12 protein-coding genes, 1 pseudogene and 1 riboswitch are annotated in these 17955 nt (G+C 71.0%); of the genes and pseudogenes, 7 read left to right on the forward strand and 6 right to left on the reverse strand.

What is annotated here, in order from left to right:
- Positions 1 to 33 precede the first annotated feature (33 nt).
- Both ACFZBT_RS23135 and ACFZBT_RS23140 read right to left on the reverse strand, forming a co-directional pair.
- The gene (locus tag ACFZBT_RS23135; protein ID WP_391106338.1) at positions 34 to 4311 is read right to left on the reverse strand and encodes a HAMP domain-containing protein; all 4278 of its coding nucleotides are present in this window, start codon (positions 4309 to 4311) and stop codon (positions 34 to 36) included.
- Positions 4312 to 4949: 638 nt separating this feature from the next.
- Positions 4950 to 5615, reverse strand: coding sequence for a TetR family transcriptional regulator C-terminal domain-containing protein (locus ACFZBT_RS23140; protein ID WP_391106340.1), 666 nt, complete (start codon positions 5613 to 5615; stop codon positions 4950 to 4952).
- Between the two features lie 183 nt (positions 5616 to 5798).
- On the opposite strand from ACFZBT_RS23140, the gene ACFZBT_RS23145 reads away from it, so the two are divergent.
- The 4 genes from ACFZBT_RS23145 to ACFZBT_RS23160 all read left to right on the forward strand — a co-directional run bounded on the left by ACFZBT_RS23145 (position 5799) and on the right by ACFZBT_RS23160 (position 8390).
- On the forward strand, positions 5799 to 6215 hold the full coding sequence (locus tag ACFZBT_RS23145) for a nuclear transport factor 2 family protein (RefSeq protein ID WP_391106342.1): 417 nt from the start codon (positions 5799 to 5801) through the stop codon (positions 6213 to 6215).
- 74 nt (positions 6216 to 6289) lie between these two features.
- Positions 6290 to 7042, forward strand: coding sequence for a glucose 1-dehydrogenase (locus ACFZBT_RS23150; RefSeq protein ID WP_391106343.1), 753 nt, complete (start codon positions 6290 to 6292; stop codon positions 7040 to 7042).
- Positions 7043 to 7309: 267 nt separating this feature from the next.
- A complete protein-coding gene (locus ACFZBT_RS23155) occupies positions 7310 to 7726 on the forward strand; it encodes a nuclear transport factor 2 family protein (RefSeq protein ID WP_391106345.1) in 417 nt (138 codons plus the stop codon).
- Between the two features lie 73 nt (positions 7727 to 7799).
- Positions 7800 to 8390 carry an NAD(P)H-dependent oxidoreductase gene (locus ACFZBT_RS23160; RefSeq protein ID WP_391106347.1) on the forward strand — a complete coding sequence of 197 codons (591 nt, stop codon included), beginning with the start codon at positions 7800 to 7802 and terminating at the stop codon, positions 8388 to 8390.
- Positions 8391 to 8935: 545 nt separating this feature from the next.
- Here ACFZBT_RS23160 and ACFZBT_RS23165 read toward each other — a convergent pair.
- The 4 genes and pseudogenes from ACFZBT_RS23165 to cobN form a co-directional block, all read right to left on the reverse strand.
- Positions 8936 to 9148, reverse strand: a complete 213-nt coding sequence (locus ACFZBT_RS23165) for a hypothetical protein (protein WP_391106349.1) — start codon at positions 9146 to 9148, stop codon at positions 8936 to 8938.
- Between the two features lie 4 nt (positions 9149 to 9152).
- Positions 9153 to 9503, reverse strand: a pseudogene (locus ACFZBT_RS23170) (amino acid permease); the annotation flags it as partial.
- 308 nt (positions 9504 to 9811) lie between these two features.
- Positions 9812 to 10453, reverse strand: a complete 642-nt coding sequence (locus tag ACFZBT_RS23175) for a Fe-Mn family superoxide dismutase (RefSeq protein ID WP_391106351.1) — start codon at positions 10451 to 10453, stop codon at positions 9812 to 9814.
- A gap of 187 nt (positions 10454 to 10640) precedes the next feature.
- Positions 10641 to 14234, reverse strand: coding sequence for a cobaltochelatase subunit CobN (gene cobN / locus ACFZBT_RS23180; RefSeq protein ID WP_391106353.1), 3594 nt, complete (start codon positions 14232 to 14234; stop codon positions 10641 to 10643).
- A 90-nt stretch (positions 14235 to 14324) separates the two neighbouring features.
- Positions 14325 to 14399, reverse strand: a riboswitch (cobalamin riboswitch).
- Positions 14400 to 14499: 100 nt separating this feature from the next.
- Between cobN and cobG the strand changes: the two genes are divergently transcribed.
- From cobG to ACFZBT_RS23195, 3 genes are read left to right on the forward strand one after another with little or no spacing between them, the layout of a single operon-like run.
- Positions 14500 to 15786, forward strand: coding sequence for a precorrin-3B synthase (gene cobG / locus ACFZBT_RS23185; RefSeq protein ID WP_391106355.1), 1287 nt, complete (start codon positions 14500 to 14502; stop codon positions 15784 to 15786).
- Positions 15783 to 16463, forward strand: coding sequence for a precorrin-8X methylmutase (locus ACFZBT_RS23190; RefSeq protein ID WP_391106357.1), 681 nt, complete (start codon positions 15783 to 15785; stop codon positions 16461 to 16463). The genes cobG and ACFZBT_RS23190 overlap by 4 nt, the downstream gene beginning before the upstream one ends.
- On the forward strand, positions 16460 to 17950 hold the full coding sequence (locus ACFZBT_RS23195; RefSeq protein ID WP_391106359.1) for a precorrin-2 C(20)-methyltransferase: 1491 nt from the start codon (positions 16460 to 16462) through the stop codon (positions 17948 to 17950). The genes ACFZBT_RS23190 and ACFZBT_RS23195 overlap by 4 nt, the downstream gene beginning before the upstream one ends.
- Positions 17951 to 17955 lie beyond the last annotated feature (5 nt).

Here is a 17955-nt window from a genome sequence, read left to right on the forward strand (position 1 = left end):
TGGGAGACGTCGTGATGACTGTGGGCTTCGGCGTCACGCGGACAGCCAGTGCCGCACGCAGGCGATGAGGTCGTTGGCGTCGACGGGCTTCGTCACGTAGTCGCTGGCTCCGGCCGCCAGGCTCTTCTCCCGGTCGCCCGGCATGGCCTTGGCGGTGACCGCGATGATCGGCAGGCCCCGGTACTCGGGCATCTTCCTGATCTCGGCGGTCGCTGCGTACCCGTCCATCTCCGGCATCATCACGTCCATCAGCACGAGCCGGATCTCGGGGTGCGCGGTGAGGATGTCGATGCTCTTGCGGCCGTTCTCCGCGTGCAGCACCCGCAGGCCGTGCAGTTCGAGGATGCCGCTGAGGGCGAACAGGTTGCGGGCGTCGTCGTCGACGACGAGCACCGTCTGTCCCGCCAGGGTGATGTCGACCTCCGGGGCCCTGCCCAGGCTCTCCTCCATCCGCACGAGCGGCACCACGTCCCCGGGCTGCTCGGCCGACAGATGCAGGGTGATCCGCTCCTTCAGCTCGTCCAGGCTCGACAGCACCTCCAGGGGGCGGTTGTCCGCCCGGGCCTGCAGGGCGGCCTCCTGGGCCGCGCTCGGACGGTGGTTGTTGTGGACGAGGACCGGGACGGTGGCCAGCGCGGCGTCGCCGTCCACGGCCTCCAGCAGCCGCGGGCCCTCGCCGTCGGGCAGATCCATGCTGAGGACCACGCAGTGGCACGGCCCGGCGGCCAGGGCGGAGGCCGCCTCCTGGGCGTCCATGGCGGTGACGATCTCCACGGCGTCGTGCTGGTCCCGCGCGGCGCGGCTCTGGTCGAGGTCGGCGACGGCGCTCTCGGCGACCACGGAGAGCAGCCCGCGCACCCGCTCCTCGACGATCAGCAGCCGTCGGGTGTGCGGTACGGGCAGCGCGAGAGCCGTACCCGGGCGCTGTCCCTCGGCCGGTCCGACGGCGCTGTCGTCCTCCTGCGTCCCGTCCGGCCGAGGTGCGGCGGAGAGGTCCTCGAAGTCGGCGCGCGCCACCGGAAGGTAGAGCGTGAAGGTGCTGCCCTGTCCCGGGTTGCTGTCCACGGTCACCGCGCCGCCCAGGAGGTGGGCGATCTCCCTGGTGATGGACAGGCCCAGACCGGTGCCGCCGTACTTGCGGCTCATGGTGCCGTCCGCCTGCTGGAAGGCGCCGAAGATGGTCTCCAGCTGCTGCTCGGGGATGCCGATGCCCGTGTCCTCGACGCGGAAGGCCACCACGGGGCCGCCGCGGTGCACGATCTCGGGTACGTCGTCGTCGGCCGCGGGCTCGATGTGCAGCTCGACACCGCCCCGCTCGGTGAACTTCACCGCGTTGGACAGCAGATTGCGCAGCACCTGGCGCAGCCGCGCGTCGTCCGTGACCAGGTCGGCGGGCGCGCCGGGGGCCCTGGTGATGGCGAAGCTCAGGCCCTTCTGGGTGGTCATCGGCCGGAACGTGGCCTCGACGTAGTCCAGCAGGCGGCCCAGCGGCACGCGCTCCGGGGCGATGTCCATCTTCCCCGCCTCGACCTTCGACAGGTCGAGGATGTCGCTGATGAGCTGCAGCAGGTCGGAGCCTGCGGAGTGGATGATGCCCGCGTACTCCACCTGCTTCGGCGTCAGGTTCCGGGAGGGGTTCTGGGCGAGCAGCTGGGCCAGGATGAGCAGGCTGTTGAGCGGGGTGCGCAGTTCGTGGCTCATGTTGGCCAGGAACTCCGACTTGTACTTCGAGGCCAGCGACAGTTGCTTGGCGCGGTCCTCCAGCTCCTGGCGGGCCTGTTCGATCTGCAGGTTCTTCGCCTCGATGTCCCGGTTCTGCGCGGCCAGCAGGGTGGCCTTCTCCTCCAGCTCCGCGTTGGACCGCTGCAGCTCGCCCTGGCCGGCCTGCAACTCGTCCGAGCGGACGCGCAGTTCCTCGGCCAGTCGCTGGGACTCGCCGAGCAGTTCGTCGGTGCGGGCGTTGGCGAGGATGGTGTTGACGTTGACGCCGATGGTCTCCCTCAGCTGCCCCAGGAAGTCCTGGTGGATCTGGGTGAACCGGGTGACCGAGGCCAGCTCGATGACGCCGAGCACCTGTTCCTCGACGGTGATGGGCAGCACCGTCAGCGAGGTGGGGGTCGTCCTGCCGAGCCCGGACGAGATGGTCACGTAGTCGGCCGGGAGCTCGTCCACGGTGATGGTGCGGCGGCTGCGTGCCGCCTGGCCGATCAGGGTGTGCCCGAGGGGGACGCGCTCCAGGCGGTCGCCGTCGGCGGGATAGCCGTAGGAGCCGATGAGCCGCAGCTCCACGCCGCTGCCGGTCTCCTCGGCCAGGTAGAACGCCCCGTACTGCGCGGAGACCAGCGGCGTCAGCTCGTCCATGATGAGTTCGGCGACGACGCCCAGGTCCCGGTGCCCCTGCATGAGGGAGGACACCCGGGCCAGGTTGGACTTCAGCCAGTCCTGTTCCTGGTTGGCCTGGGTCGTGTCCCGGAGGGACTCCACCATCGCGTTGATGTTGTCCTTGAGCTCGGCCACCTCACCGGAGGCGTCCACCGTGATCGACCGGGTGAGGTCGCCCTCGGCGACGGCACTGGCCACCTCGGCGATCGCCCGCACCTGCCGGGTCAGGTTGCCGGCCAGCTCGTTCACGTTCTCGGTGAGGCGCTTCCAGGTGCCCGAGACGCCCTCGACCTCGGCCTGACCGCCGAGCCGGCCCTCGCTGCCCACCTCCCGCGCCACGCGGGTGACCTCGGCGGCGAACGACGAGAGCTGGTCGACCATCGTGTTGATCGTGGTCTTGAGTTCCAGAATCTCGCCGCGCGCGTCGACGTCGATCTTCTTGGACAGGTCGCCGTTGGCCACGGCCGTGGTCACCAGCGCGATGTTGCGGACCTGGCCGGTCAGGTTGTTGGCCATCGAGTTGACGTTGTCGGTGAGGTCCTTCCAGGTCCCGGCGACGTTGGGCACGTGGGCCTGGCCGCCGAGGCGTCCCTCGGTGCCGACCTCCCGGGCCACCCGGGTCACCTCGTCGGCGAAGGCGGACAGGGTGTCGACCATGGTGTTGATCGTTCCCGCCAGCGCGGCGACCTCGCCCTTGGCCTCCACGGTGATCTTCTGGGACAGGTCGCCGCGGGCCACGGCCGTGGCCACCTGGGCGATGGAGCGGACCTGACCGGTCAGGTTGGAGGCCATCACGTTGACGTTGTCGGTCAGGTCCTTCCAGGTGCCGGACACCCCGCGCACGGTGGCCTGGCCGCCGAGGTTGCCCTCGGTGCCCACCTCGCGGGAGACCCGGGTGACCTCGTCGGCGAAGGACGACAGCTGGTCGACCATCGTGTTGATGGTCTCCTTGAGCTTCAGGATCTCGCCCCGGGCGTCCACGCGGATCTTCTGCGACAGATCGCCCTGCGCCACGGCGGTGGTCACCTCGGCGATGGAGCGGACCTGGGCGGTGAGGTTGTCCGCCATGAAGTTCACCGAGTCGGTCAGGTCCCGCCAGGTACCCCGTACGCCCTTGACGTCCGCCTGACCGCCGAGCCGGCCCTCGGTACCCACCTCCCGAGCCACCCGCGTGACCTCGTCCGCGAACGCCGAGAGCTGATCCACCATCGTGTTGATGGTGTTCTTCAACTCCAGGATCTCGCCCCGGGCGTCGACGGTGATCTTCTGCGACAGGTCACCCTTGGCTACGGCGGTGGCCACCTGGGCGATGGAGCGGACCTGACCGGTGAGGTTCCCCGCCATGAAGTTCACCGAGTCGGTCAGGTCCCGCCAGGTACCCCGCACGCCCTTGACGTCCGCCTGACCGCCCAGCCGGCCCTCGGTACCCACCTCCCGAGCCACCCGCGTGACCTCGTCCGCGAACGCCGAGAGCTGATCCACCATCGTGTTGATGGTGTTCTTCAACTCCAGGATCTCGCCCCGGGCGTCGACGTCGATCTTCTGCGACAGATCGCCCTTGGCTACGGCGGTGGCCACCTGGGCGATGTCACGCACCTGGGTGGTCAGGTTGCCGGCCATGGCGTTGACGGAGTCGGTCAGGTCGGCCCAGGTTCCGGAAACCCCGGGTACCTGTGCCTGGCCGCCCAGCGTGCCCTCGGTCCCGACCTCGCGTGCCACCCGGGTCACCTCCGAGGTGAACAGCGACAGCTGGTCGACCATGCCGTTGAACACGGACGCGATCTCGCCGAGCAGGCCGCCGGCCTCTTCCGGCAGCCGGGTGCCGAAGTCGCCGTCGCGTACCGCCGTCAGCCCGGCCAGCAACCGCCGCAGCTCCGGCTCCCCCGGCACTGCGCTCGGATCCTGGATCGCGGTCCCCGCCTTGTCCATGCTCTCCCTCTCCCCGAACGCCCACGGCGTTCCCCCACCGGCCGCCTACGAAGGTCTCATCGTATGGCCCGGCCGGCCTCGGACTTGATGCCGGCAAGTATTGTCACCCGACAACGGCTGAAGGTCGACCAGCGAGCCCACGGTCATCAACTCGGCCACGATGCGCCCGGGCCTCCCGCCCTCTCCGCCGCCGCACGCACATGCCGCGCGGAACCACGAGGCGCCCTCACCGGCGGTTGCCCCAGGGGGTCGGTATCGTCCGCCCCGTTGCCCCGGGTCCGCGGATCAGCCGCCCGCACGAGCCTGGCAGCGCGGCCGGGAACTCGTCACGGCGGAACAGGCGCGCCGGGAAGGCCCGTTGCCCGAGTTCATCGAACAGCTCCGCTAGGGCCCTTCTGATGGATCTCCGTGGAAGGGGCGGCGTTCGGTGCGTGCTCCCGGCGTGCCGGGCGGAAGCCCTCGTAGCGGAGCTACCAGGTCTTTCGTCGGGTGCGGCGAAAGTGCGTGCCGGGCGTCGCGACGCCGCGGAGATCCATCAGAAGGGCCCTAATAGGGGCGGGTGTCGGCAGAGAGGGCGTTGACGCGGTTCTCGTCCTCGCGGCGGGCTTTGCGCTGGGCCGGGATCAGGGCATGAGCAGTCACCGTCGCGGCATGTCCGTCGTTGGACGGGAGGGAGAAATGTCAGCGCCGCCCGTACGTGCGTCCGCTCTGGGGATCAGCTCCAGCGCCGACCGGGCCGTCTGCCGGAGCGTCGTGCCGTCGACACCCGCCTTGGCCATGTTGTCGATGCCCCTGACCACGCTCAGCAGCAGATATCCAAGGGCCGTGGCGTCGACGTGCTCGGCCACTTCTCCCGCGTCCTGGGCGTCGCGTATCGCGGACGCGAGGGCGCCGGCGAGATCCTCGAACGCGCGACGGGCCGTGCCCGCCACCATGTCGTCCTCTCCGGCGCGGTCCGCGGTGACCTTGCTGAGGAAGCATCCCCGGCGGGGCGACTCGGCCGCGAAGGCGTCGGCGAGTGAGACGACGTAGCGCTCCAGGCGGGCCATCGGCGAGGTGAGCGCCGCGTTCGGGCCCTCCCGCAGCTCCTCGCGGGCCTGGGCGACGAGGCCCTGGCAGTAGTCGGAGAAGACGCGCACATAAAGGGCGTGCTTGTTGCCGAACGCCTTGTAGATGCTGCCCTTGCCCAGGCCGGTCGCATCCATGAGGTCGTAGGTGGACGTGCCGTCGAATCCGGTGGTCCAGAACCGGTCGCGGACGACATCGAGCACGGTGGTCTCGTCGAAGCCTCGGTTTCGCCCCATGGCCTCACGATACCTCATTGTGGTCCAGTTGGACCAGAACGGTCGGCGAGGCGGCCCTCCATGCCGGCGCGGACGGATCGCCTGGCGCTCTTCGGTTTGTTGACCGCTTGGACCACTTCATGCTTCCATTGTGGTCCAGTTGGTCAACAAAGCCGCGTCAGTCGGCAATCCTGTGGAGGACTGATGGCTCAGAGCCGAACGAAGACGGAGACGGAGCGGAACAAGGCCGCCGTCCTCGAATTCCTGACGACCGCGTTCAACTCGAAGGACTTCACCGCGCTGGACCGGCACCTGCACCCCGACTACATCCAGCACAACCCGTTCATCCCGCCGGCGAGGGCCGGGCTTCGCAAGTTCATCGCGGACCTGCCCGACGCCAGCCGGTACGAGCCGGGAGCGGTCATCGCCGAGGGAGACCTGGTCATGATCCACGGCAGGTACTCCGGCAGCACCGAGACGCCCCTCGTGGTGGTCGACATCTTCCGCTTCGAGGAGGGCCTGGTGGTGGAGCACTGGGACGTCCTGCAGGACGAAGTGCCCGCGAAGGACGCGGTGGCGGGCAACCACATGTTCACCAACCCGCAGGCCGGCCGGGCCTGAGGCACCGGACCTGCAAGGCGGGCGGCACGCGCCGCGCGGGCCATGCCGGCTACGTCAAGGAATCGGAGAATCTCATGGGACAGCTGGACGACAAGACCGCCCTCGTCACCGGCGCCTCCAGCGGCATCGGCCTGGCGATCGCCCGCCGTTTCGCCGCCGAGGGCGCGACCGTCTACCTGACCGGCCGTCGCAAGGCCGCGCTGGACGCCGCCGTCGCGCAGGTCGGCGCCCGAGGCATCGCCATCCAGGGCGATGCCTCGGACCTCGGCGACCTCGACCGGCTCTTCGCCGAGATCGCGAACCGCAGCGGCCGCCTGGACATTGTGGTGGCCAACGCCGGGGTCAGTGACTACAGCCCGCTCGGCGCGATCACCGAGGAGGAGTACGACCGCACTACTTCGATCAATATCAAGGGCACGGTCTTCACCGTCCAAAAGGCGCTGCCGCTGCTGACGGCCGGTGCCTCGGTGATGCTGCTCTCCTCCAGCTCGGCCCTGCGGGCGCGCCCGGGCCTGGGCGTCTACGCCGCAACCAAGGCCGCGATCCGCAGCCTCGCCCGCACTTGGGCCGCCGAGCTGACCGGCCGCGGAATCCGCGTCAACACCCTCACCCCAGGCCCTGTCGAGACCCCGGGCCTGGACGAGCTCCACGCCGCTTTCCCGCCCGGTGATCGGCCCACCGCGGCCGAGCCCGCCCCACCGACCCCGTTCGGCCGCGCCGGCCGTCCCGACGAGGTCGCCGCCACCGCCCTCTACCTGGCCAGCGACCAAAGCAGTTTCACCACCGGCGCGGAACTGTTCGTCGACGGCGGAGCCACACAGCTCTAGGCGCCGAATCGCTGGACGCATCCGATACCCCAGGACGTCTGCGCCGCGTACTTGCGACCGTCGCCAGGGCAACGGATCCGACACAACGACACAGCAGGGAGTGAGTCATGAAGAGCCGAATTCGGGTTCGCGCCGGTCGACCTTGGCGCGCCGCGTGAAGACGGGGCTCATGCGGCTCGGCGGGCCGCTGAGCCGCAAGCACTTCCTGTTCCAGGGCTGAGGCCCGACCGACACCTGATGCAAACGAAGAGACAAAGGACAAGGACAATGGCAACAGATACGCAGACCTCACGGACCGTGGCCAAGGAGTTCGTGGAGCGCCTCGGCAGGCATGACCCCGACGGCATCCAGGAACTGTTCGCCGAGGAGATCGACTGGCACGTCCCCGGCAGTGACGCGCTGCCCTGGACCGGGCGCCGTACCCGCCGTGAGGAGGTCGCGCCGTACTTCACCACGATGTGGTCGCACTTCGCGCACGGCAGGAGCAAGGCCGTGCTGGAGCGCGCCATCGTCGACGGTGGTGACGTGGCGCTGCTGGCGGTCTTCACACACACCGTCGCGGCCAATGGCAAGGAGTTCACCACACCGGTGGCCATGCACCTGGCGGTCGAGGACGGCCGGATCGTTCGCCTGCACCAGTACGAGGACACGCTGACCGTCGCCGACGCGTTCAACGCCGGCTGAGCGAAGAGTACTCACAGGCCCCGCGTCCCGGATCCCGCGCGGCCCGACATGCACATCCGAAGGAGCAAGTAACGTGACCACCCCTGTCGTCTCCATCGCCTACCACTCCGGCTTCGGCCACACCTCCGTCCTCGCCGAGGCCGTCCGCGATGGGGTGACCACCGCCGGCGCCACCGCCCACCTGATCAACGTCGAGGAGATCTCCGAGGAGCAGTGGAGCCTGCTCGACGCCTCGGACGCGATCGTCTTCGGCTCGCCCACCTACATGGGCACCGCCTCCGCCGTCTTCCACGCCTTCGCCGAGACCAGCTCCAAGCGCTGGTTCAACCAGGCGTGGAAGGACAAGATCGCCGCCGGTTTCACCATCTCCGCGGGCAAGAGCGGCGACAAGCTCAACACCCTGCAGTACTTCACCGTGCTCGCCGCGCAGCACCACATGCACTGGGTCGGCCTCGGCCTGATGCCCGGCTGGAACACCTCCACGGCGTCCGAGAACGACCTCAACCGCCTCGGCTTCTTTCTCGGCGCCGCCGCCCAGGGCAACCAGGACCAGGGAGCCGAGGGCGTGCACAAGGCCGACATCGCCACCGCCGCCGAGCTCGGCAAGCGCGTCGTCGAGGTCGCCCGCGTCTACGCCGCAGGCCGCACCGCCCTCGCCGCCTGAGCGACCGACGCCGGGGCGGATGCGCGGCCCGGACGACGAGGTGGTGCTCGACGAAGCGCACCGCCAACTGCTCCGGACGGGCAGCAGCATCACAGACTCGCGATCAGCGACGCGCAGCGACGCGCAGCGACGCCATCATGAGGCGGTCGTCGGCCTTGGGGAACATCGGTACAGCGGTTATCGGTGAGATTGATCTCGAAGTTGGAGGACCCCGGCGAGATCTGCTCGCCGGGGTCCTCCGCCTTCTGGTGGTCGGTCAGCGGCGGGGGCGCCAGCGGGGGAAGACCGGCCCTCGCATGACTGCGCGCCGCACTCCACGCCGCCCTGCGCGGAGACCTGGAACCTCTCCACCACGCCGCACCTCCCACGTCCGGCTGAGGGCTGCCAACGAGACGAGAAGCACAGCTCGACGACCGATCTTGCGACGGACCAAGTGACTGGCCTGCTGCCCTGCGCCGTGGCCGGGCTTGGAAACAGGCTCTGGGCGAGGACGAGACAGCCCAGCGGGGCGACGGCCACGGCCGGACCGACGACGTTCTCGGCAGTCACAGCTTCGTCGCCCCCTTGGCGACGAGGGCCGCCAGCGCGAAACCCGCGAGCACGGCGACGACGAAGGCCAGATCGGCCATCGCGAACTCCTGGGAGAGGGTCGAAACGGATACGGACGAGTAGACGAAACCGCCTCTGTGGCCGGAATCGAGCCTCGTTGACGTCTCCCTGGCGGCGCCGACGCCTTTGACGAGGCTCTTGCGCGGCAAGCGCTCACCCCAGCCGGAAGCGCAGCCGGCAGATCACCGCGTCGGTGTCCCGCCGCACCGCGTGGGCCACAACCGCGCCCCGCTGGTTCTGCAGCAGCCGCTGCCACAGGCGCTCCGGCTCCACCTCGGGGATCAGGACGGTGACCTGCGCGTCCGGCTCGGCGGCGGCCGTCTCCCGGACGTACGCGGCGATGGGACGGCCCAGGGCCCGGTGCTCGTAGGTGAGCGGGATCAGGCGGACCCCGGGGTTCCAGTCGGCCCAGTCACGGGCCAGGGCGTGGGCCTGAGCCCGGTCCTCGGTGTCGGGAGGGCAGACGGTGACCGCCCGCACCTCGTCGCCGAGGGAGACCGAGGCGCACCAGCCTGGTCGCCGCGGGATCCCTGGTCCTGGACGCGACACAGGAACTCGTGGCGCTGTCGGTGTCGCCGAGCCGCTGGAAGGGTTCGAAGGTCCGGTCGCGGTCGTAGAGCCGGAGCCCGGGACCTCCTCGCCCGCTGCCCGGCCTGCCGCGGACTGCTCGACGAGGGCACGTGCACGGCGAGCTGACGACATGGCGAAGGGCTCCCGCATGTCACGTCCATGCGAGAGCCCTTCGTCGTTCCGCCTGCCCGGTGCCGTTGAGAAGACGATCACGAGCAGGACGACCGCGGGGTGCTACGGCATCACGGCGCGAGCAGCAGGCTGTCGCCGCGCTCCTTGGCGGCGGCGTAGCGCTTGGCCACGTCCTGCCAGTTGACGACCTGCCACATCGCCTCGATGAAGTCCACTTTCTGGTTCTTGTACTGCAGGTAGAAGGCGTGCTCCCAGGCGTCGAAGACCAGGATCGGGGTCGAGCCCTGGCCGACGTTGCCCTGGTGGTCGTAGACCTGCTCGACGATGAGGCGGCCGCTCAGCGGCTCGTAGGCGAGGACACCCCAGCCGGAACCCTGCGTCGTCGCCGACGCCTTGGTCAGCTGGGCCTTGAAGCCCGCGAAAGAACCGAAGGACTCGGCGATGGCGTCCGCCAACTCGCCCACGCCGTCCTTCTCCAGCGGCTCGCCGCCGCCGTCGCCGGTCATGTTGTGCCAGTAGATCGAGTGCAGGATGTGACCGGAGAGGTGGAAGGCCAGGTTCTTCTCCAGGCCGTTGATCGAGCCCCACGTCTCCTTGTCCCGCGCCTCGGCGAGCTGCTCGAGCGTGTCGTTCGCGCCCTTCACGTACGCCGCGTGGTGCTTGTCGTGGTGCAACTCGATGATCTCGGGGCTGATCACCGGCGCAAGCGACGAGTAGTCGTACGGAAGCTCCGGGAGCGTGTAAACCGCCATGTCAAACATCCTCCGACGTTATTGCGAACAGTGTGCAGTTGCACGCTAACAGTAGGAGCGATAGATTTTCGATCAGGCGTTGGACCTAGGACCAGGGCCGTGTCGCCGTGCGGGAAACGCGAACAGGGGTGCGGGACGAAGTCCCGCACCCCTGTGTGACGGCAGGTGCGACGAGGAGCCGGAGCGGTCAGTCCTCGCCCTCGAGGTTCCCTTCCGTCTCCAGGTAGACCTGGCGCAGCCCCTCCAGCACCGCCGGATCGGGCTTCTCCCACATGCCCCGCGACTCGGCCTCCAGCAGCCGCTCTGCGATGCCGTGCAGGGCCCAGGGGTTGGCCTGCTGGAGGAACTCGCGGTTGGTCTCGTCCAGGACGTAGGTCTCGGTGAGCTTGTCGTACATCCAGTCGGCGATCACGCCGGTGGTGGCGTCGTAGCCGAACAGGTAGTCCACCGTGGCGGCGAGTTCGAAGGCGCCCTTGTAGCCGTGGCGACGCATCGCCTCGATCCACTTGGGGTTGACCACGCGGGCGCGGAAGACGCGCGAGGTCTCCTCCACGAGGGTGCGGGTGCGGACCGTCTCGGGGCGGGTGGAGTCGCCGATGTACGCCTCGGGCGCCGTGCCGCGCAGGGCGCGGACCGTGGCGACCATGCCGCCGTGGTACTGGAAGTAGTCGTCGGAGTCGGCGATGTCGTGCTCGCGCGTGTCCGTGTTCTTCGCGGCGACCTCGATGCGCTTGTAGGCCGTCTCCATCTCCTCGCGGGCCGGGCGGCCGTCGAGTTCGCGGCCGTAGGCGTAGCCGCCCCAGACCGTGTAGACCTCGGCGAGGTCGGCGTCGGTGCGCCAGTCGCGGGAGTCGATGAGCTGGAGCAGACCGGCGCCGTAGGTGCCGGGGCGGGAGCCGAAGATACGGGTGGTGGCGCGGCGTTCGTCGCCGTGTTCCGCCACGTCCGCCTGGACGTGGGCCCGGACGTGGTTCACGGAGGCCGGCTCGTCGAGCGACGCCGCGAGGCGTACGGCGTCGTCGAGCAGTCCGATGGTGTGCGGGAAGGCGTCCCGGAAGAAACCCGAGATGCGCAGGGTGACGTCGATGCGGGGGCGGCCCAGCTCCTCAGCGGGAACGGGCTCCAGCCCGGTCACACGGCGGGAGGCGTCGTCCCAGACGGGGCGGATGCCGAGCAGGGCGAGGGCCTCGGCCACGTCGTCGCCGGCCGTGCGCATGGCGCTGGTGCCCCACAGGGACAGGCCGACGGAGGTGGGCCATTCGCCGTTGTCGGCGCGGTAGCGCTCCAGCAGGGAGTCCGCGAGTGCCTGGCCGGTCTCCCAGGCGAGGCGGGAGGGGACGGCCTTGGGGTCGACGGAGTAGAAGTTGCGGCCGGTCGGCAGGACGTTGACCAGTCCGCGCAGCGGGGAGCCGGACGGGCCGGCCGGGACGAAGCCGCCGTTCAGCGCGTGGACCGTGTGGTCGATCTCGGCGGTAGTCCCGGCGAGGCGGGGCACGACCTCGCGGGCCGCGAACTCCAGGATCGCGGCGACCTGTTCACCGTGCTCGGTGGGGACGGCGGCCGGGTCCCAGCCCGCGTCCTCCATCGCCTGGACCAGGGCGCGGGCCTTCTCCTCCGCCGCGTCGGCGGTGGTGCGGGTGGCGGCGGACTCGTCGAGGCCGAGCGCCTCGCGCAGGCCGGGCAGGGCCGTGGTGCCGCCCCAGATCTGGCGGGCGCGGAGCACGGCGAGGACCAGGTTGACGTGGTCGTCACCGGTGGGCGGGTTGCCGAGGACGTGCAGACCGTCGCGGATCTGGGCGTCCTTGACCTCGCAGAGCCAGCCGTCGACGTGCAGCAGGAAGTCGTCGAAGCCGTCGTCGTCGGGGCGGTCGTCCATGCCGAGGTCGTGGTCGAGCTTCGCGGCCTGGATGAGGGTCCAGATCTGGGCGCGGATCGCCGGGAGCTTGGCGGGGTCCATGGAGGAGATCTGGGCGTACTCGTCGAGCAGTTGCTCCAGGCGCGCGATGTCGCCGTAGGAGTCGGCGCGGGCCATGGGCGGCACGAGGTGGTCGACGAGGGTGGCGTGGACGCGGCGCTTGGCCTGGGTGCCCTCGCCGGGGTCGTTGACCAGGAACGGGTAGATCAGCGGCAGGTCGCCGAGGGCGGCGTCGGGGCCGCAGGCGGCGGACAGGCCGGCGTTCTTGCCGGGCAGCCACTCCAGGTTGCCGTGCTTGCCGAGGTGGATCATCGCGTCGGCGCCGAAGCCGCCGTCCTCGGCGCGGGCGGCGATCCAGCGGTAGGCGGCCAGGTAGTGGTGGGACGGCGGGAGGTCCGGGTCGTGGTAGATGGCGATGGGGTTCTCGCCGAAGCCGCGCGGGGGCTGGATGAGGATCAGCAGGTTGCCGAAGCGCAGGGCCGCGAGGACGATGTCGCCCTCCGGGTTGCGGCTGCGGTCGACGAACATCTCGCCCGGCGCCGGACCCCAGTGCTCCTCCACCGACGTGCGCAGTTCCTCGGGGAGCGTGGCGTACCAGCGGCGGTAGTCGGCCGCCGGGATGCGCACCGGGTTGCGGGCCAGCTGCTCCTCGGTGAGCCAGTCCTGGTCGTGCCCGCCGGCCTCGATCAGCGCGCGGATCAGCTCGTCGCCGTCGCCGGAGGCCAGGCCCGGCACCTCGGCGTCCGTGCCGAAGTCGTAGCCCTCCTCGCGCAGGCGGCGCAGCAGGGCCACCGCGCTGGCGGGGGTGTCGAGGCCGACCGCGTTGCCGATGCGGGAGTGCTTGGTCGGGTAGGCGGAGAGGACCAGGGCGAGGCGCTTGTCGGCGGGCCGGATGTGGCGGAGCCGGGCGTGGCGTACGGCGATTCCGGCGACGCGGGCCGCGCGCTCGGGGTCGGCGACGTAGGCCGGGAGGCCGTCCTCGTCGATCTCCTTGAAGGAGAACGGGACGGTGATGAGGCGGCCGTCGAACTCGGGGACGGCGATCTGGCTGGCCGCGTCGAGCGGGGAGACGCCCTCGTCGTTCTCCTCCCAGGCGGCACGCGACCCCGTGAGGCACAGGGCCTGGAGGATCGGGACGTCGAGCTCGGTGAGCGCGCCGGCGTCCCAGGACTCGTCGTCGCCGCCGGCCGATGCCTGGGCGGGCTTGGTGCCACCCGCGGCGAGGACCGTGGTGATGATCACGTCGGCGGCGCGGAGTTCCTCGATCAGCTCGGGTTCGGGGGCGCGCAGGGAGGCGACGTACAGAGGCAGGGCCCGGCCGCCGCCGTCCTCGATGGCGTCGCACAGGGCGGCGACGAAGGCGGTGTTGCCGCTCATGTGGTGGGCCCGGTAGTAGAGCACGGCGACGGTCGGACCGTCGGCGCCATCGCGGGGCGTGCGCTCCAGCGGGCCCCAGGTGGGTGCCGCCGCCGGTGCCTCGAAGCCGTGGCCGGTGAGCAGGACCGTGTCGGAGAGGAAACGGGCGAGTTGCTCCAGGTTGGCCGGGCCGCCGTGGGCGAGGTAGGCGTGCGCCTCCGCGGCGATGCCGACGGGGACCGTGGAGGCTTCCATGAGCTGGGCGTCCGGGGCCTGTTCGCCGGTGAGGACGACCACCGGGCGGCCGTCGGCCAGCAGCAGGTCGAGGCCGTCCTGCCAGGCCCGGATGCCGCCGAGGAGACGTACGACGACCAGGTCGGCCCCGTCGAGGAGGCCGGGGAGGTCGTCCAGGGCGAGACGGGAGGGGTTGGCGAAGCGGTAGGGCACCGGACCCGCGGCAGCGCGGGCGCTCAGCAGATCGGTGTCGGACGTCGACAGGAGCAGGATCATGCGGCGTCGGCCTTCCTCGGGGTGTCCGCGCCCCGGGTGGTTCGAAATGGGGTCTCCCCTGCTCGGGCGATGCCGAGCGCTCGGGGAAGGGAGTTCCTGACTCGCCCGGCCGCATGGGCCGGACTCACAGTGGCGGGACCGCGCCGGACTCGCACCGGCTTCCTCCCCTGTCGCCGTCGTGGCGATGGCGGACCGGATGACCCGCCGCGATCATAGTAAGTGCCAGGGGAAGAGGGCACGGCATACACCAGGTGTGATGGTAGGTATGCTCGCCGCCATGTCCACGGCTGCCCCGCGCTCATCGCCCCAGGCCACAGCGGTCCCACGAGACCGCGGTGACGCCTGTCCGGGGACGCTGCGGCTGCACGCGGCGGACGACGGAGCGCTCGCTCGCGTCCGGATTCCCGGTGGTGTGCTGACCGTTGCGCAGGCGGAGACGCTCGTGGAGGTGGCCGAACAGCTGGGCGACGGAGACCTGCATCTGACCTCGCGCGGCAACGCGCAACTGCGGGGTCTGCCGGACGGATGCGCCGGGGAGCTGGCCGAGTCGCTGGACGCGGCCGGGCTGCTGCCCTCGCGTGGGCACGAGCGGGTGCGCAACATCGTGGCCTCACCCCTGTCCGGACTCGACGGGCGGGGCGTGCTGGACGTACGCCCCTGGCTGACGGCCCTCGACGCGGCGCTGTGCGCGAGCGAGGCGGCGCGGGACCTGTCGGGACGTTTCCTGTTCGCGCTCGACGACGGCCGCGGCGACGTGGCCGGACTCGGTGCCGATGTGACGGTGCGGGCGACGGCGGACGGCGGCGCGGAACTCGCGCTCGGAGCGGCCGGGGAAGCGCTGCACGTCGGTGTGGCGGAAGCGGCCCGGGCCGCGCTGGTCGCCGCGGAGACCTTCCTGGAAGCGTCGCGGACGAGCGGGGCACGCGTCTGGCGCGTGGATGAACTGTCCCTTTCCGGCGACGAGTTGCTCGACGCGGTCGGTGAGCGGCTGCGGGCCGAGGGTGTCCGGCACGAGCGGCGGAGCCGGGAGACCGGCCGCACGGCCGGTCCGCCCCCGGGGACCCTCGGTGCCGGCCTCTCGGTGCACGTTCCGCTGGGACGGCTCTCGGCGCACCAGTGGCGGGAACTGACGCACGTCGCCGCCGGTGAGCTGCGTCTCACGCCGTGGCGCGGTGTGGTTCTTCCCACACAGGGGACAGACCTGGAGGAATCCATCACCCGCCTCGCCGCCACCGGCCTGGTCACCGATCCCGGCTCCCCCTGGCTCCGTGTCGGTGCCTGCATCGGCAGTCCCGGATGCGCCAAGTCGCGGGCGGACGTACGGACCGACGCGGCCGGGGCGCTCGACGCGATCGGGCCGAGCGGCCTGCCCTTGTACTGGTCCGGGTGCGAGCGCCGCTGCGGACACCCCCGGGGCGACCGCGTCGACGTGGTCGCCGCTCCGGGAGGCGGCTATCTGCTCTCCACCGCCGTCAGCGGTCGGGAACCCCGGACCGCCTCGATGGGCGTCCCCGCCCGACTCGCCACCGCGCTGGCGGCGATCACCTCATGACCCCTCAGACGACCATGACGACCGAAGGCAGCGAGAAGAGCACCGTGACCACGTACGACTACGAGAAGGACGGCCCGGCCATCTACCGCCAGTCCTTCGCCACCATCCGCGCGGAGGCGGACCTCGCGGCCCTGCCCGCCGACGTCAGCCAGGTCACGGTCCGGATGATCCACGCCTGCGGGATGGTCGACCTCGTACGGGATCTGGCCTACTCCCCCGGGGTCGTGGCCCGTGCCCGCGAGGCCCTGCGCGCGGGGGCGCCCATCTTCACCGACGTGCAGATGGTGGCCAGCGGCGTGACGCGCAAGCGGCTGCCCGCCGACAACGACGTGCTGTGCACGCTCTCCGACCCGTCCGTGCCGGAGCTGGCGGTGAAGCTCGGCACCACGCGCAGCGCCGCCGCGATGGAGCTGTGGCGGGACCGGCTGGAGGGCTCGGTGGTCGCCGTCGGCAACGCGCCCACCGCCCTGTTCCGGCTGCTGGAGATGATCGAGGAGGGGGCGCCCCGACCGGCCGCCGTCATCGGTGTCCCGGTCGGGTTCGTCGGGGCCGCCGAGTCCAAGGACGCCCTGGCCGCGCACCCGTCGGGCCTGGAGCACCTGGTCGTGCGCGGCCGTCGCGGGGGCAGTGCCATCGCGGCCGCCGCGCTCAACGCGATCGCGAGCGAGGAAGAGTGAGCGGCAAGCTGTACGGGGTGGGGCTCGGCCCCGGTGACCCGTCCCTGATGACCGTACGGGCCGTGGAGGCCATCGCCGAGGCGGACGTGATCGCGTACCACAGTGCGCGGCACGGACGTTCCATCGCGCGCTCGATCGCGGCGAAGCACATCCGCGCCGACCACATCGAGGAGCGGCTGGTCTACCCGGTCACCACCGAGACCACCGACCACCCCGGCGGCTACAAGGGCGCGATGGAGGAGTTCTACGCCGAGGCGTCGGCCCGGCTCGCCGCGCACCTGGACGCGGGACGGACGGTCGCGGTCCTCGCCGAGGGAGATCCGCTCTTCTACGGCTCCTACATGCACATGCACAAGCGGCTGGTCGACCGCTACGACACCGAGGTCGTCCCCGGCGTCACGTCCGTGTCGGCCGCCGCCGCCCGGCTGGGCACGCCGCTCGCCGAGGGCGAGGAGGTGCTGACCATCCTGCCGGGCACGCTGCCCGAGGAGGAGCTGACCGCACGGCTCGCCGCGACGGACGTGGCCGTGGTGATGAAGCTGGGGCGTACCTTCACCAAGGTGCGCGGCGCGCTGGAGAGTTCGGGACGGCTCGGCGAGGCGCGCTATGTGGAGCGGGCCACCATGGCCGGGGAGCGGCTCGCCGAACTGGCGGACGTGGACCCGGAGTCGGTGCCGTACTTCTCGGTGGCCGTGCTGCCCAGCCAGGTCGACGCCGAGCGGCCCGATGTCCGGGAGCGGGGCGAGGTCGTGGTGGTCGGGACCGGGCCGGCCGGTCCGCTGTGGCTGACGCCCGAGACGCGGGGTGCGCTGGCCGCCGCCGACGACCTGGTCGGCTACACGACCTATCTCGACCGGGTGCCGCGGCGGCCCGGGCAGGTCCGGCACGGCTCGGACAACCGGGTCGAGTCGGAGCGCGCCGAGTTCGCCCTCGATCTGGCGCGCCGGGGGCGGCGGGTCGCGGTCGTCTCGGGCGGCGACCCTGGCGTCTTCGCCATGGCGACGGCCGTGCTGGAGGTCGCCTCTCAGAAGGAGTACGCGGACGTACCGGTGCGGGTGCTGCCGGGGGTGACCGCGGCCAGCGCGGCGGCGGCCCGCGCGGGCGCACCGCTCGGGCACGACTACGCCACGATCTCCCTCTCCGACCGGCTGAAGCCGTGGGAGGTCGTCGAGGAACGGCTGCGGGCGGCGGCCTCGGCGGATCTGGTGCTCGCCCTGTACAACCCCGGTTCCCGCAGCCGTACCTGGCAGGTGGGCAAGGCCCGGGAGCTGCTGCTGGAGCACCGTGCGCCGGACACCCCGGTGGTGGTGGCCCGGGACGTGGGCGGCTCCGGTGAGCGGGTCCGGATCGTGCGGCTGACCGATCTGGACCCGGCCGAGGTCGACATGCGCACGATCCTGCTGGTCGGGTCCTCGCAGACGCGGGCCGTCCGGCGTGGGGACGGCGAGGAGTTCGTCTGGACTCCGCGCCGGTATCCCGAGGCGTAGGCACG

The organism is Streptomyces sp. NPDC008137 (genome assembly GCF_042957035.1).
Classification (GTDB): domain Bacteria; phylum Actinomycetota; class Actinomycetes; order Streptomycetales; family Streptomycetaceae; genus Streptomyces.